Genomic DNA, 14,416 nt, shown 5'->3' with positions numbered 1-14,416 from the left:
GGCAAAGGGGCAAAAAGGGCAAATGCAGGCATCCTGGCAGGGGGAATTCGGATCATCTGCCTGTTTTTAAATATTTTTCTAAAAAACAATTTAAGGGATTTGGGGAAAAATGAACTTTTTAGAAACAACAAAAAAAAAGTATTACGATGCTGTCAAGAATCCGGTTCCCATAATGGCAGGTTTGAGAATAACCCAGGCCTGCAATCTTAACTGCAATCTGTGCGGGGTTGGCGCTGGTAAGCATTTTAGTGGAGAAATGACAACAGGAGAGGCTAAAAAGGTTATCAACAATATTTCCAGGGCAGGTGTTAGCCATCTATCCTTTGGAGGCGGGGAACCGCTTGTTCGCGAGGATATTATTGAGCTGGCCGGTTATGCTGTTCATCGGATAGATAGTGTCGGAATAGTTTCCAACGGGCTGGCGCTGGATAAAAGCATGGCCTTGCAGATTGCAGGGGCCGGTGTCAATCAGGTCATGGTAAGCCTTGACGGGGTGGATCCTGAGACCCACGATGCTAACCGGGGCGCCGGGAGTTATGATCGGGTGATAAAGGCTATTAAGAATCTACGGGATGCACGTGTTACGGCGCGGATTTCCTTTACCATCTCTCACACAAATTGTCATCAGCTTCCTGGAGTGATCGATCTTGCGGCTAAGTATGGAGTTAATCTGCATGTACAGGAATTTTTTGCAAGAGGCCGGGCATCCGGTCATGACTCTCTGATCCTCACCAAGAGAGAACGGCGTGATATGCAGCGACTCCTCCATAAAACCCAGATTGAAAGGGGGGCGGGTTCCATAAGCTTTGAGAACCGTTATATCGTTTCCGAGGATGAACGGTTGAAACAGATTTGCATGGATCCAAGCTTAGGTTCGGGCTTTTATGATTTTTGTGTGGGCTCTCTTACAGGAATATATTCCCTGTTTGTATCTTCCACAGGTGACGTCAGCCTCTGTGGTGGATATGGAGCAGGCCGGCTGGGAAATCTAAAGAATACCTCCCTTTCTGAAATTTGGAAAAATTCCGAATTAATAAAAGAGATCAGGAACCGGGAAAAGTTTACCGGAAAGTGCGGTGAATGCACCTACCTGTATATTTGCGGGGGTACCCGTAGCAATGCCGATCATATCCTTAAAGATATCTTTGCAGAAGACCCCCTTTGCTGGGTTGACTGTTCAGAAAAGGAATTGGACGCTATCTGACAATTGTTGCTTTTTCTCCAGTCGTTTTTTTTGACTTTTGTGTTTCTCGCCTTTTATTTATAAAGTATGCTGAAAGCAATGCCTCTCAGACAGCCTGGGAGGTCCCGGGATAGACTTTGTTTTGACAGAAAACATTGCGGGATTCCGTACTCTAAAGGAAAAACTATATGAGCGAATACAACTTGGATTTTTTCCATTGGACAGAACAGCAGGCCAAATATCTCAAATCCGGAAAGTTCGATCTGCTAGATATAGAAAATTCAGCCGAGGAAATTGAAAGTATGGGAAGACGCGGGTAGTCCCTACAAAACAATGCAGGTTCGAAAAATCAGCTACTTACAAGGTATTGGGACTGTAATGAGATATCTCCAGTTTAGTGGAGAATTCGTAAGTCCCATCTGCATTGCCGGTGTATTATGGTTATACTTTTTTATAAATTTCTCGTTTTCATTGTTAATTCGTATTCGTAAACTCTTATGTAATTGTATGTAATTATAGTTGAATAAGTTAATCCACATTACATTACTAAAATTCAGCTTGTTCTTGCAATACCCCAGAGTTTTTCTCTGAAGATAGGAGATATGTTGCCTTAGGGTAAGGTTCAGACTCTCAATAAATGAGGTGTTTTGGCTTTTTCCGGGGAAATCTTTTACAGTACCTTTTACAAAATATTTTTTAACTGTTACAAGCCGACGCTTTATTCGGCGCTTAACAATTTGCAGGTAAGCATAAGGAATTTCAGACATAATGTTTTCGAGCGCATTTTTGTAAGCCGCTAATTTATCTGTCGCGACCTTTAATATATTATCCTTTCCCCATTTGCCCAACTTTTTAATGCCCTTTACTAAACGGTTTGCAGTGTAAGTTGTTCTTGAACCCAACTCGAAACCGATCCAGAATTTTGTTGTGGATTCAAGAGCGATAAAAACCCATAATTGTTGACTTTTATTTTTAAGGTAAGACCATAGTTCATCCATCTGGAGAAATATAATGGTAAGTCCGATAGTAAAACAAAAAAATAGGTGAAATTGCTGGCCTTTTTGCCCAATAGCTTTTTGCCGTTGTTCAATTGTCCTTCGATCTTTTTGAAGTACATCGGCAATTGCATCAGTGCCAAGGCCGTAAGAGTTTAGCTTTGCCGTTTGCTCATATTCTTTAAAACTGCCATGCTTTCCAAAAAGATCGGAATATCCTGTTTCTGAGAATCTATGTTTGCCACCATTGCAGTAAAACATTTGTCTTGGCTCAAAATCGGATTTTGTTATGTAAACTCCATCCTTGGTGATTTTGTTCTCGGTTGATTGATAACATTTGCAGCTTTTCCTGGGACAAAAAAGTGTTAGGGCTGTATTTGCTGTATTTTGCATGGTTGCGATCCTTTGAATAGAGTTTTAACCGTGCTTTACAAAATATATTGCTTTTAGTCTATAGCAATCTTAATTTTTAGTAAAAATCTTTTTTTATTCATGTTTTCAGAGACACTTTTTAATCACCTGCATTGTTTTGTAGGGACTACCGGAATTTGAGCTATTTATCTAGGTATTCTTATTATGATCCCATATTTGATTGCGGAAAGATAATTCTTCCAGCCAGGTAAGTTGAAATAGTTCTTCCGGGATCTCTTGTAACCCGCAATTTCCTAAATCTAATTTTCCTGTTTTTTCCTGTTTTTCTTTTTCTATTAATTGTAAAGATAGTTGAGACATAATTTATGTTCCCCCTAAGGGCCAGCCGGTTTGTTCATGTTTTCTTGATAACTCTATTTTCTGCTTCTTGACATCAAAATCTAAAAAATTTCCCGGAAGTTTATTATAGCCGGGAAAAGTTTACCGGAAAGTGCGGTGAATGCACCTATAAACCGTCATATAAATAATTCCACCGCGTATCGGTCGTAGGAGTATCACAATACGCCTTCCTCACCCTGGCCTTGTGCCGAATTTTAAAATGGAGTAATTATCTGACAATCTATAGTATCGGCAGTGGCTGATGTTTTTTACAACCCAATTTTGAAGAGAACCAATTTTATTTGGTATCACTTTCTTTATGACAAATGCAGTCCCTTTCCCCGCATTCAGCACATATATATGTCACGGATTTATTAATAGATTTCTTTTTTCTGTAAAAAACAAACTGGAAAAATAAAAACAGGACAATGATTGCAAGTAGGGCCCAAAAAATTAATCTCATTTTCTCTCCCGTATAATTTAGTCTTTGTTAACCAATCTCCTTTTGTGGATTTTGCATCTGCGGTCAACCCGTTTCATATTATCTAAATAACTGCATCACGACCGGCACGGCGGCCGAGTGCGGGACTATAAAAGACAGGTGCAACTCAAGAAATAATTAAGATATAAACAGAAATATGCGCGTTGCTTTTAAAAAAAATGTTACCATTTTAGGAAGCAAGAGGTCTATATATTTAAGAAGTAATTTTGAAGAAATTTTGATGAACATTTAACTCAAGGAGGCAGTAAAATGAAAAAAAGAACCACATTATTCATTTTTGGAATCGTTGTTTTTGTTTTTTTCTCAGCACAGGCTTTTGCCTACGGACCGCACGAAAAAGGGATGGGCAAGGGCGGGTTTCATCATAATGCCCGGGAGGTCATGGAAGCGCTTCAGCTTACTGATGCTCAACAGGATGAGCTTCATGCCATGTGCAAAGTCTCCAGGGAAAAAGTTGCCGCTAACTGGAAAAAGTTTGAAAAATTACAGGCAAGCTTAAGTGAAAGAGTTTTGACCACTCCGAAGACATCGGAAGCCGGGTGTGAAGAGATTATCAATCAAATTGCCGAGTTGAAATCCCAGATGGTCAAAAACAGACTGGAACACTGGGTAAAGTTTATTAAAATTCTTGACTCAGACCAAAAAGAAATTTTATCAGGCAGGCTGAAAGAGTTTAGAACAAAACGTTCAAAACAAAAAATGCATATGAAAAGATATTTTCCATTTCCATAATTATTTATTATTCGGATAAACCGAAATCTTCAATCAGGAATGACGGATTACGAATTATAGATAGAAGTCTGAAAGTGGAAGGTGATCAAATTACATCGGTTTTAACAGCAGATGAATCGAAATGGCGTGAAATTGTCCAACTCCATGCCCCATACCTGTTCAGGTTGATCGGGAGATTTTTTCGGAATCGGCAGATGGTGGAAGATCTGGCACAGGAAACCTTTTTTCGTGCCTTTCGATATAGAAAAAGTTATCGCAGTAAAGTACCGTTAAAATACTGGCTGTCCCGGATAGCCGTCCGGCTCTGCTATGATGCATTAAGAAAAAAAAAGAATCTTGCAGAAATTTCCGTTTCAGATATTAACCCGGATGCCGTCGATGAACTGAAGGCAAAATTATTTTGCGGGAATCAGAAACAAAATGCCGATCCGGAAACAGGCTTGATAACCAGGGAGCTTTTGGAAATAATTTTGGCGCATCTTTCGGAAAAAGACCGGATGATACTTATTTTAACAGCGGTCGAGGGCATGACAACGAAAGAAACCGCCGGGCTTATGGGGCTGACCACGGCCGGAGTCAAGATGCGGATTTACAGAGCTCGGAGGTCAGTGCTTCAGAAGATAGATGAAACCTTGAAGATCAAACCGGAAAAAATGGGGCAGGAGGTACAAGATGAAGCGATATAGAGATTTTTGGAAGGATATTAAGTCCTGTATGGGAAAGAAAGAGAGTGAAAATAGGGTTCGACTAAGACGCTTTTTTCAATTCCTGAAGGTAGAGCAGGACAAAATGCAACCTGTGCCTTTGCCTGATTTTTGCAGCCGGGTGGCCGGTGGTTTACAGGAAATCGAAGGGAGCGCTAAAGACAGATCTCCTTATTTTTCTTGCCCTCGGCGAACTTTTCCCTGGGCCCTGGTTACTGCTGGAGTTGTATCTGTTATTATCGCTGTCTATTCGCTGCGCGCCCCTTTTTCTCCAAAACTTGGCGTAGAGGAAGCGCTTTTTGTTCTTACTCCGGAAGTTATTATTTTTGAAAGTCTCTCAGAAATAGAGGATTTGGATTCAAACGGCGCATCATTAATTCCACATTCAAAATCCGGCGCATGACCCTTGCAATCTTTATATCAGGTATAGATTGTCAGATAATAACCCGATTTTAAAATTTGGCACAAGGCCGCGCCATAGGACCCACTCAAAAATAACTTCACATTTTGGCATCTCATTTTTAGGCTGTCTTTGTATGTTCGTATGTCCCCCCCGTTCCTTCTAATAAAAATAAAATTTATATTGAAATCTCAGTAAATAATGAATAATGAATAATGAATAAAATATACTTTAAGAGGTGAGATATGAATAAATTATTTACTGCAATAATACATAAAGAAAACAATTTATATGTTGCAGAATGCCCGGAAACCGGCACTGCAAGTCAAGGCACAACCGTTGAAGAAGCTGTAATAAATTTACAAGAAGCTACTGAATTATATCTTGAAGAGTTCCCGTTAAAAGAAACTCGACACCCTTTCCTTACAACTTTTGAGGTAGCTGTTAATGCCTGAACTTCCGCATATTTCAGGTAATAACGCTATTAAAGTATTCAAAAGTTTAGGATTTGAAATTGTCAGGCAAAAAGGCAGCCATGTGATTTTACGAAAAGAAGATAAGGGTTGCGTTATTCCACTCCATAAAGAACTTGCAACAGGAACTCTCCGAAGTGCAATTAAACAAGCCCAAATTACTGCTGAAATATTTATAGATGCATATAAAAAATAGAGCATCCTCCATTTGTCAGTTGACACTTTTTAAACATTGATTTTTGCCTGGTTCCCATGCTTCAGTGTGTGGGGAAAAAATAATTTTGTCCTCTCATTTTCCTAAGGATTCAATCAAAAATAAGTTTACAGAATTGGGGCTCAGATTTTAGAGGTATGCACCTTGGTGGTTTTATTCAATGGCCTTTTGAATGAAGAGGTAGAAACGTATGGATTGGTTCTATCTTCATCCGGTATTTTATACCACGCGCGGAAAAGGCACGGTGGTTGGAATCTTTTGGTGGAATCATCGAAATATGAATGCGCCCTTGAGGCCATAGAACAATACCTTCTGGAGAACAAGGAAAGCCAGCCGGACCCTGGACACCGTGAGCAAGTTTACCAAAAGGGTTTTTCAGGAATATGGGCCGGAATTATTTTGCTGATTTTCCATGTAGTAATTACCACAAGCTGCGACAGTCAAAAAGTTATCCGGGAATACGGATCATCTGCCCGGCATATTTTGCAGGGCGAAGTGTACCGATGTGCAACCTCGCTTATGATACATGGCGATACCGAGCATCTGGTTAGCAATATGCTGGGCATTGCTGTATTTGGTACGGCGGTTTGCTCCATCACCGGTCTGGGAGCTGGGTGGTTCATGATTCTGGTGGCCGGTATGGCCGGCAACATGTTGAATGCCGTTTTATATGGAACTGATCATCTTTCCATTGGCGCATCAACGGCCATTTTCGGAGCCATCGGCATTATGGCAGCCTGCCAGAGCATGTTAAAAATTCTACTGGCCGGGCCGCGCATAAAAACTTTTATACCTTTTGGGGCAGGTCTGGCTTTGCTGGGCTTTCTTGGTTCGAGTTCACATACGGATTTAACGGCACACCTATTTGGATTTTTAGCAGGGGCTGTTCTGGGAGTGATATATGGAATATTTACAGGACAGTCGTTGAAGAAAAATAAATAGGCCTCCCTGGTTTTAGCCGTTTTGGCCATACTGACCATGTCCTGGCTCCAGGCCCTAACTGCCCAGTCTGACTAAAAGAATTGTTTTTGTTGTGCCAGCCGGAGCATGAGTGTTAGTATAAATAATGTGGACTAAAATAAATCTTCGCAACAGAATATATCTTATTTTAACAAGCCTTGTTTTAATCACATTTGCCGGCGGCTTGGTAATGGTCTGGTATACCTATAAGATTGAAGGACTTTTAACTTCCATTATTGATAGAAATCTGGCCGCTTATCAAGCGGCCCAGGAACTGGAAACAGCTCTTGTAAATCAAAAGGGCTTTGTTTCTTACTATTTTCTTGATTCTGATCCCGAATGGCTCAGGAAACTGGGAGAGTACCGACAAATTTTCAAAGAACGGCTCAAGCAGGTTCGTCGGCTCGTAAACAGCGAACAACAAAAAAAAACCGTTGATCGGATTTCCTTGGAATATGGGCAATACATCATTGCCAAGGACAGGGTCATAGCCCTTTATAAAGCAGGTGAATATAAAACAGGGGCAAAACTCCACCAAAAGGTACGCAAACGCTTCTTTACGATTCTCGATTTATGCAGACAGTATAAAAATATCCACACAAAAAGCATTATTATTGCAAGAAAAGAAAGTTCCGCCCGAGCCGGGAACCTCAGAATCGTCGCCGCTTCCGCCATGTTCATAGATTTTTTCCTGGCTCTCTTTTTGGTTATTGTTTTTGCAAAATATATATTGGGACCGGTTCGGAGCTTAACAAAAGAGCTTAACAAAACCGGGGGGTTTGATATGCCCGTAAACGAAATAAAAGCTCTCCGCAGCAGCGTAAGAGGCCTTATTGATGATGTTGATCAAACCCACTGGGAGCTTGAAAAAAGCCGGGAACACCTTCAGCAGGCGGAAAAGATGGCTATGGTGGGCAAGCTGGCCGCAGGTATGGCGCATAGCATCCGTAATCCTTTTACTTCAGTAAAAATGCGAATGTTTTCCCTGGGTCGTTACCTTGATTTATCCTCCAATCAAAAAGAAGATTTTGAAGTTATATCGGAAGAGATACGCCATATCGATACTATTTTACAAAATTTTCTTGAATTTTCCCGTCCCCCCAAACTTAAGATACAGCAGGTTAGTCCTTCGGTGATTGTGGATCTTGTTATTCAGTTGCTGGAACATCGTTTAAAATCGTATGATGTAAAAATCAAGCTTCTCCGCAAAGATCTGCTTCCGGAAATCGAGGCTGATCCCGAGCAGCTCAAGGAGGTTATTGTCAATATAGTTATAAATGCCTGTGAGTCCATGGACGGAGGCGGTATTATTGAAATAGATGAAAAGGAGGGATTCATAAAATCCCTTGGCAATGTCGTAATCCTTACAATAAACGATAACGGCCCGGGCATGCCTGAATCGATTCAGGATAAAATTTTCCAGCCTTTTTTTACTACCAAAGAGGAAGGCACCGGCCTTGGATTGAGTATTGTCGAACGTATTATCAAAGAACATGGCGGCACAATAGAGCTTTCATCAAAAGAAGGCCGGGGCTCTACTTTTATCATTACTCTTTTGAACAAAGGACTCAAATCTTGAGTACAATTTTAATCATTGACGACGACGATCAGCTTAGAAAAAGCTTTAACAAGCTTTTGATTGAAGAGGGATATGATATTGAAACCGCTCCTTCCGGTGAGATGGGCCTGGAAATGGTTAATACAAATCCGCCGGATCTGGTTATACTTGACATGAAGCTGCCGGGAATGAACGGGCTGGAAACATTTAAGGCGATACACGATATAGAATCGAAATTGCCTGTGATTATCATGACGGCATACGGTACTACTGAAACCGCCATAGAAGCCACCAAAATGGGAGCTTTCGATTATCTCCTCAAGCCGTTTGATATACCGGACATGTTGACTATAATAAAGCAAGCCTTGGAAGCAGGCCGTTTCATGCGTTCCCCGGTGGAGATGAACGTAGCTCCTGATAAAACGTCCCGGGAAGCCATCATAGGCCGAAGCGGTTTAATGCAGGAAGTATACAAGGCGATCGGACGGGTATCCTCAACAGATGTTTCGGTGCTGATCCGGGGAGATTCCGGAACCGGAAAAGAACTTGTTGCAAGAGCCGTATACCAACACAGCCTGCGGCTGGACAAGCCGTTTCTTATAATAAACTGCGTGGCGATCCCGGAAAACCTCCTTGAAAGCGAACTGTTCGGATACGAAAAAGGAGCTTTTACCGGAGCCGTCCATCGCCGTGTAGGGAAGATCGAGCAGGCTCACGGCGGAACAATTTTTCTTGATGAAATTGGTGACATGCCCATGAGTCTCCAGGCCAAGATATTGAGATTGCTCCAGGAAAAAAGCATAGAAAGGCTTGGAGGGCGTGAAACTATTCCTGTCGATGTGCGGATTATCGCCGCAACCAACAGGGATTTGGAAGCAGCCCTGGCCGGCGGTAGGTTTCGTGAAGATCTATATTATCGTCTAAAGGTTGTTACCATCTGGCTTCCCCCGCTTTGTGAAAGGCCGGACGATATTTCCCTTTTGGCTGAATATTTTCTTTCCAGATATGCTGCCGAAATGGGGATAGAAAATCCCGGGATTACCAAAAAAGCAATTGCCGCGCTAAACAGTTACTCCTGGCCGGGCAATGTTAGAGAACTTGCCAATATCATTCAAAAAACATTGATATTTAATCGTGGCACTCCGCTTTCCCAGGATGATATTACCCAGGCGATAAGCGAAAAAAATCCTGATCAAAACGGCGGCATAAAAAATGCGGATCAAATCATTAAACAATTCATACGTCGTGAATTAACCGCCATGCCCATGGAGAAAATGTTTGATGCCTGCATGGATCGTTTTGCAAGCATTCTAATAAAAGAAGCGCTCAATATGGCCGGGGGGAACCGTTCCCGCGCGGCTAAACTGCTCGGCCTTTCCAGGCCCACCTTACATTCCAGGATCGAAAAGTATAATCTTAAATTCGAAACCTCGGTAACTAAAGCATCATAATCTGCGCTTTTATATAGACTTTTACAGGTTACACCCCGAAGGAATAGTTCCAGGGAAGCGAGGATTCCACAGGACAAGCTCTGATGAACACAGATTAATAAATAAGATATAAATGGTAATAATGGAAGGAGAAAAATAAAAATACTTATAACAGGTCACAGGGGACAGCGTAGTCATATATAGTGCTATATTAATGATGGCATCATTAAAAATCAAGTTTTTTTGAAAGGCCGGCATATAGTGGAGGTGTTAAGTTCAGCGCCACTGCCCTTTTAATGGGTGACCCCTTTTTTCCTTTTTCCTAATAAAACAGATAAAGGGATACTGGATGCGTTTTCAGATATTGGTAAAACCTGTTCACATAAGCATATCACACCACCATGGCCAATTGTCATATTTAATTTTTCCAGAATTTTGAAATGCCTTGCCATCTTTTTTTGGGGGGATGCAGTTTTCTTTATTTCAATTGGATATACGGTTCCATCTTTTACAATCAGCAGGTCAATCTCCTTCTTGTTTTTATCGCGATAAAAATAAAAGGGGGCCTTTTTTCCATTATGCCAATAAGTTTTTAACAATTCGATAATCGCAAAGGTCTCAAGGATAGCTCCTGACATTGCCCCGGCTTCAAGGGTTTCAGGGCTTGACCATTCTGTTAGATAAGCGCATAAACCGGTATCCAGGAAATATAACTTTGGTGTTTTTATCAACCTTTTTGTAAGGTTCGTGTAATAAGGCTCAAGCAAATAAACAAGTCCGGAAGACTGTAATACAGACAACCAGCTTTTAGCCGTGTTGGTCGCAACATCAGCGTCTCTTGCCAGCTCTGATAAATTCAGCAATTGACTCGTTCTGGCTGCTGATGCCCTTAAAAAGCGGAGAAATGCCAGCTCATCACCAACTTTTGCAAGATCACGTAAGTCACGTTGAAGATACGTCTGAACATAAGAACTGTAAAAAAGATCCCTGTCCATATTTTCCATTGTGAGTATTGCTGGAAAGGATCCACGGAAAATCGTTAAAAACACCTCCTTAAGAAGAATTGGTGTTAATTTATTGATGCAGGCAAATAGTTTTTCCGGATCCGGAATAAAGGGGTTAACATTGTGGCCGTTACCAAACATTTCCATTCCGGACAAACCAAGCAGTTGCATAACAGCAACTCTTCCAGCAAGTGATTCGGAAACACCTTTCATTAGATGAAAAGGCTGCGAACCGGTTAGCCAGAACATTCCTTTTTTTAAATCCCTGTCAACAGCCATTTTAATATATGGCAATAGTTCCGGAGCATATTGAATTTCATCAATCAATAGAGGGCCGTTGAAGCGTTGCATGAAAAGAGCAGGATCACCTTTTGCGAGGCTCAAAACCAGTGGATCATCAAGGCTGACATATGTTCGTTTGTTTTCACAAATATGTTTTAAAAGCGTCGTTTTACCAACCTGCCTGGCACCTGTAACCATCAATACAGGGAATTGCTTGCTTGCCTGGATTATAAATTTTTCAAGTGTTCTTTCAATATACATGGAAACTCCATTTTTCGTCTATATTGCATTTTAATTGCAATATAGACGAAAAAATTAAAAAAGTAAATTTTTTATTGCCGGGGCAATTATGTTGCCAGTTTAATTATGTTGTGAGAATTATTCCAATTTATTTTTTTATTCAAAAAAATCTATACATCCCGCATTTTACAGTCTGTAAAAAAAACCGACATAAATTTTCCGGAATATCATTATACAAAAAATATTATTTTAAAATAAATAATGTTATTTTAGAAACTTAGCCAAACCTCTCTCTCTTTTCTTTTTGGCACATAGATTGCCATTACTTTTCTATAGCTATAGGTTTTCACCTAAATAATTTCACTTCGTTATAAATACGAATAAAATTTTCAAGCATAAAGGGAAAGCGAAAATTGGAACAAAATATATATTCAACCATGCGAAGAATTCTTTTAGCCCGGATGATCACGGTTCCTTTTATCCCGTTTATCCTGGTGTTGATCATCGGATATTATTTTTTAACAACATCCCTTGAGACTAGCACGGTTTCAGCAATGAAAAGAATCGCGGGAGATCACCGCCATATGATTGAGTCTTTTTTAGAGGAGCGCAAAAAGAATCTGGAATTTATCGGCAATTTATTTACGTTCCAGGAGCTGAGCCGTCCAGCAGAGCTCCACAAGGTCTTTGAAAATCTATTTAAGGAATCGAATGCTTTTGTTGATCTGGGAGTTTTTAATGAAGAGGGGGTGCATGTGGCCTATCATGGGCCTTATAAGTTAACAGGGAAAATATACAAAAATGAAGACTGGTTTAAAGCGGTTATGGAGCGCGGATATTATATCAGCGATATTTTTTTGGGATACAGGCAGGTGCCCCATTTTGTCATTGCGGTCGCGCGGGAAGAAAAAGAACAAAAATGGGTAATCCGCGCAACCATCGATACGTTTATGTTCAGCGATTTTGTAAAAAAGGTGCGTATCGGAAAAACCGGGGAAGCTTATCTTGTTAACTCGGACGGTCTGCTTCAAACCGAGCGGCGTTCAGGCGGAAATTTTATGGATAAGCTTGAAGAAAACATTAAATATCCGGAATCCCCGGGCGATATTTCTATCTCTGCCACTGCTTATTCAAAAGGAGATCAATATCTTTATATGACAACATGGCTTAAAGATAAAAAGTGGTTGCTGATAGTCCGGCAGGAAAAATCGGATGCGTTTAAAGCCCTTCGTTCAGCTGCTTATTTGACTGTTTTGATAATAATTATCGGGGGAGGAATAATTATAGGGGTTGCTTTTAATTTGACCGGGCGGGTTGTAAGCCGAATGGAGAGAATGGATGTTGAAAAGAATAAATTAAGCCAGCAGCTAATCGGTGCCAGCCGGTTGGCCGAAATTGGTGAAATGTCCACAGGTTTTGCGCATGAAATTAATAATCCGCTTCAGATTATGAAAAGCGAGCAGGCCATGATAGAGATGATTTTATCGGAATTAAAAGAAAGCGGCAAGCTGGAAGAATCCGATTCTTTAAAGGAACTGGAAGACTCCATAAATCAAATCACCCTTCAAATCTCACGTTGCGCTAAAATTACCCAGGCAATTCTAAAATTCGGCCGCCAGAGCGAACCCGTGCCCAAAGATATCAATCTTCAAAAATTTATTCCGGAAGTTGTCGGTATGGTGGCAAAAAAGGCAAGTGTACACGGCATTTCAATCAAACAGACTGTATCAGATACGATATCTATGATTCATTGTGATCCTTCGCAGCTTCAGCAGGTTTTGATAAATCTGTTTAATAATGCCATGGATGCCATTTTAGAGCGGTATGGGACTTCCGGCGGTGAACTTGCAGTTGAAGCCGGACAAAAAGAGAGCAACACTGTGGAAATACTGGTCAGAGATAACGGTGATGGCATTAGTCCTGAAAATTTGAAAAAGATTTTCTCACCTTTTTTTACAACCAAACCTGTAGGAAAAGGCACTGGGCTTGGACTTTCGGTATGTTACGGCATTATAGACAGTATGGGCGGCACAATGGCTGCTGTCAGTGAAAAAGGCACGGGCGCCACATTTATTATACATCTGCCTGTTGCAGCTTAATTAGTGTCTGAACGAAAAGCTAAAAATATTATATTTCCGGTAGGTTAAGGGTGTTTTTTAAATTGAAGTTTTTGAGCCATTAGCTTTTAGCTGTTAGCCTTTAAAATCAAACAGATAGTTCTCTGGCCAATAGCTAACGGCTAAATGCTAACAGCTTTTCGAAAATCTTCGTTTCTTGAATAATGCTTAACTACCTGAAATAGTATCTGTTTTTAGTTTTCGTTCAAGCACTAATTATAAATTTTCACCTCAGAGGACGCAGAAAGCGCAAAGGAACTGCTTAAATTTTAATGCAATCTCAATCTCAATCTCAATCTCAGCGGTTTCTGCGTTCTCCGCGGTGAAATCCAGTTTTTTTGTAGAAAGTAAATGTGAGTTGAAAAATGAAGGATACTAAAAAAAAATTTTAACAAAAATCAGGGGGAATCAAATATGAAAATGAAAATGATGCTGGTAGATGATGAAGAGCGGTTTTTGTCTACCACCCAAAAGTTACTTTCAAAAAAAGGGTATGATGTTTTGACGGCAACAAGCGGTGGTGAGGCGCTGGAAAAACTGAGAACCGGTAATGTTCACGTAGTTATTCTGGACGTTAAAATGCCCGGCATGGACGGCATTGCTGCATTAAGGGAGATAAAAAGGCAATTTCCTACAATAGAAGTTATTATGCTGACCGGACATGCTACTGTGGAATCGGCCATAGACGGATTAAAAACAGGCGCCACCGATTATTTAATGAAGCCTACCGATATTGATGAGATTATCGAAAAGGCGGAAGAGGCCTTTATGAAAAGACAAAATCTGGAAGAAAAGATACGCGTGGCCAGGATGAGAAAAATAGTAAAGTCTCCAAGAGAAATTATCAATGAGATGGATAAAACGTAATAAAG

The 14,416-nt window shown here is 40.7% G+C and carries 15 protein-coding genes; 12 read left to right on the top strand and 3 right to left on the bottom strand.

All coding sequences use genetic code 11. The annotated features are described in order from the left end of the window. Positions 1 to 109 precede the first annotated feature (109 nt). Both BuS5_RS16490 and BuS5_RS16485 read left to right on the top strand, forming a co-directional pair. Positions 110 to 1,204, top strand: coding sequence for a radical SAM/SPASM domain-containing protein (locus BuS5_RS16490; protein WP_027354680.1), 1,095 nt, complete (start codon positions 110 to 112; stop codon positions 1,202 to 1,204). Between the two features lie 167 nt (positions 1,205 to 1,371). Then, on the top strand, positions 1,372 to 1,503 hold the full coding sequence (locus BuS5_RS16485) for a DUF29 family protein (protein WP_084446207.1): 132 nt from the start codon (positions 1,372 to 1,374) through the stop codon (positions 1,501 to 1,503). A gap of 33 nt (positions 1,504 to 1,536) precedes the next feature. Here the strand turns inward: BuS5_RS16485 and BuS5_RS16480 are convergent, their stop codons facing one another. Beyond that, positions 1,537 to 2,571, bottom strand: coding sequence for an IS1 family transposase (locus BuS5_RS16480; RefSeq protein ID WP_274427822.1), 1,035 nt, complete (start codon positions 2,569 to 2,571; stop codon positions 1,537 to 1,539). A 168-nt stretch (positions 2,572 to 2,739) separates the two neighbouring features. Continuing rightward, positions 2,740 to 2,910: a hypothetical protein gene (locus BuS5_RS16475; protein WP_157487429.1), complete on the bottom strand. Its 171-nt coding sequence runs from the start codon at positions 2,908 to 2,910 to the stop codon at positions 2,740 to 2,742. A gap of 769 nt (positions 2,911 to 3,679) precedes the next feature. Here BuS5_RS16475 and BuS5_RS16470 point away from each other — a divergent pair. The 8 genes from BuS5_RS16470 (at position 3,680) to BuS5_RS16435 (ending at position 9,922) form a co-directional block, all read left to right on the top strand. Beyond that, a complete protein-coding gene (locus BuS5_RS16470; protein WP_051374952.1) occupies positions 3,680 to 4,162 on the top strand; it encodes a Spy/CpxP family protein refolding chaperone in 483 nt (160 codons plus the stop codon). A 74-nt stretch (positions 4,163 to 4,236) separates the two neighbouring features. Next, the gene (locus BuS5_RS16465) at positions 4,237 to 4,848 is read left to right on the top strand and encodes an RNA polymerase sigma factor (RefSeq protein WP_027354445.1); all 612 of its coding nucleotides are present in this window, start codon (positions 4,237 to 4,239) and stop codon (positions 4,846 to 4,848) included. After that, positions 4,835 to 5,269: a hypothetical protein gene (locus BuS5_RS16460; protein WP_027354444.1), complete on the top strand. Its 435-nt coding sequence runs from the start codon at positions 4,835 to 4,837 to the stop codon at positions 5,267 to 5,269. Before BuS5_RS16465 ends, BuS5_RS16460 begins: the two co-directional genes overlap by 14 nt. 242 nt (positions 5,270 to 5,511) lie before the next feature. Further along, positions 5,512 to 5,721: a type II toxin-antitoxin system HicB family antitoxin gene (locus BuS5_RS16455; protein ID WP_027354443.1), complete on the top strand. Its 210-nt coding sequence runs from the start codon at positions 5,512 to 5,514 to the stop codon at positions 5,719 to 5,721. Further along, a complete protein-coding gene (locus BuS5_RS16450; RefSeq protein ID WP_027354442.1) occupies positions 5,714 to 5,935 on the top strand; it encodes a type II toxin-antitoxin system HicA family toxin in 222 nt (73 codons plus the stop codon). Before BuS5_RS16455 ends, BuS5_RS16450 begins: the two co-directional genes overlap by 8 nt. Positions 5,936 to 6,100: 165 nt before the next feature. Beyond that, on the top strand, positions 6,101 to 6,895 hold the full coding sequence (locus BuS5_RS16445; protein WP_198012280.1) for a rhomboid family intramembrane serine protease: 795 nt from the start codon (positions 6,101 to 6,103) through the stop codon (positions 6,893 to 6,895). A gap of 124 nt (positions 6,896 to 7,019) precedes the next feature. Continuing rightward, a complete protein-coding gene (locus BuS5_RS16440; protein WP_027354441.1) occupies positions 7,020 to 8,492 on the top strand; it encodes an ATP-binding protein in 1,473 nt (490 codons plus the stop codon). After that, a complete protein-coding gene (locus BuS5_RS16435; RefSeq protein WP_027354440.1) occupies positions 8,489 to 9,922 on the top strand; it encodes a sigma-54-dependent transcriptional regulator in 1,434 nt (477 codons plus the stop codon). Before BuS5_RS16440 ends, BuS5_RS16435 begins: the two co-directional genes overlap by 4 nt. A gap of 272 nt (positions 9,923 to 10,194) precedes the next feature. Here the strand turns inward: BuS5_RS16435 and BuS5_RS16430 are convergent, their stop codons facing one another. Next, positions 10,195 to 11,448, bottom strand: coding sequence for an ATP-binding protein (locus tag BuS5_RS16430; protein WP_027354439.1), 1,254 nt, complete (start codon positions 11,446 to 11,448; stop codon positions 10,195 to 10,197). Positions 11,449 to 11,840: 392 nt separating this feature from the next. On the opposite strand from BuS5_RS16430, the gene BuS5_RS16425 reads away from it, so the two are divergent. Together BuS5_RS16425 and BuS5_RS16420 are read left to right on the top strand one after the other, a co-directional pair. Continuing rightward, positions 11,841 to 13,526 carry a sensor histidine kinase gene (locus BuS5_RS16425; protein ID WP_027354437.1) on the top strand — a complete coding sequence of 562 codons (1,686 nt, stop codon included), beginning with the start codon at positions 11,841 to 11,843 and terminating at the stop codon, positions 13,524 to 13,526. A 432-nt stretch (positions 13,527 to 13,958) separates the two neighbouring features. Next, positions 13,959 to 14,411, top strand: a complete 453-nt coding sequence (locus tag BuS5_RS16420; RefSeq protein WP_027354436.1) for a response regulator — start codon at positions 13,959 to 13,961, stop codon at positions 14,409 to 14,411. Positions 14,412 to 14,416 lie beyond the last annotated feature (5 nt).

The organism is Desulfosarcina sp. BuS5 (genome assembly GCF_028752835.1).
In the GTDB taxonomy this organism is placed as follows: Bacteria; Desulfobacterota; Desulfobacteria; order Desulfobacterales; family BuS5; genus BuS5.
This window is presented reverse-complemented; position numbering and strand designations above follow the sequence as displayed.

Coding starts and splice junctions, on each gene's coding strand:
- BuS5_RS16490 (WP_027354680.1), top strand. CDS start 110: ATGAACTTTTTAGAAACAACAAAAAAAAAGTATTACGATGCTGTCAAG.
- BuS5_RS16485 (WP_084446207.1), top strand. CDS start 1,372: ATGAGCGAATACAACTTGGATTTTTTCCATTGGACAGAACAGCAGGCC.
- BuS5_RS16480 (WP_274427822.1), bottom strand. CDS start 2,571: ATGCAAAATACAGCAAATACAGCCCTAACACTTTTTTGTCCCAGGAAA.
- BuS5_RS16475 (WP_157487429.1), bottom strand. CDS start 2,910: ATGTCTCAACTATCTTTACAATTAATAGAAAAAGAAAAACAGGAAAAA.
- BuS5_RS16470 (WP_051374952.1), top strand. CDS start 3,680: ATGAAAAAAAGAACCACATTATTCATTTTTGGAATCGTTGTTTTTGTT.
- BuS5_RS16460 (WP_027354444.1), top strand. CDS start 4,835: ATGAAGCGATATAGAGATTTTTGGAAGGATATTAAGTCCTGTATGGGA.
- BuS5_RS16455 (WP_027354443.1), top strand. CDS start 5,512: ATGAATAAATTATTTACTGCAATAATACATAAAGAAAACAATTTATAT.
- BuS5_RS16450 (WP_027354442.1), top strand. CDS start 5,714: ATGCCTGAACTTCCGCATATTTCAGGTAATAACGCTATTAAAGTATTC.
- BuS5_RS16440 (WP_027354441.1), top strand. CDS start 7,020: ATGTGGACTAAAATAAATCTTCGCAACAGAATATATCTTATTTTAACA.
- BuS5_RS16430 (WP_027354439.1), bottom strand. CDS start 11,448: ATGTATATTGAAAGAACACTTGAAAAATTTATAATCCAGGCAAGCAAG.
- BuS5_RS16420 (WP_027354436.1), top strand. CDS start 13,959: ATGAAAATGAAAATGATGCTGGTAGATGATGAAGAGCGGTTTTTGTCT.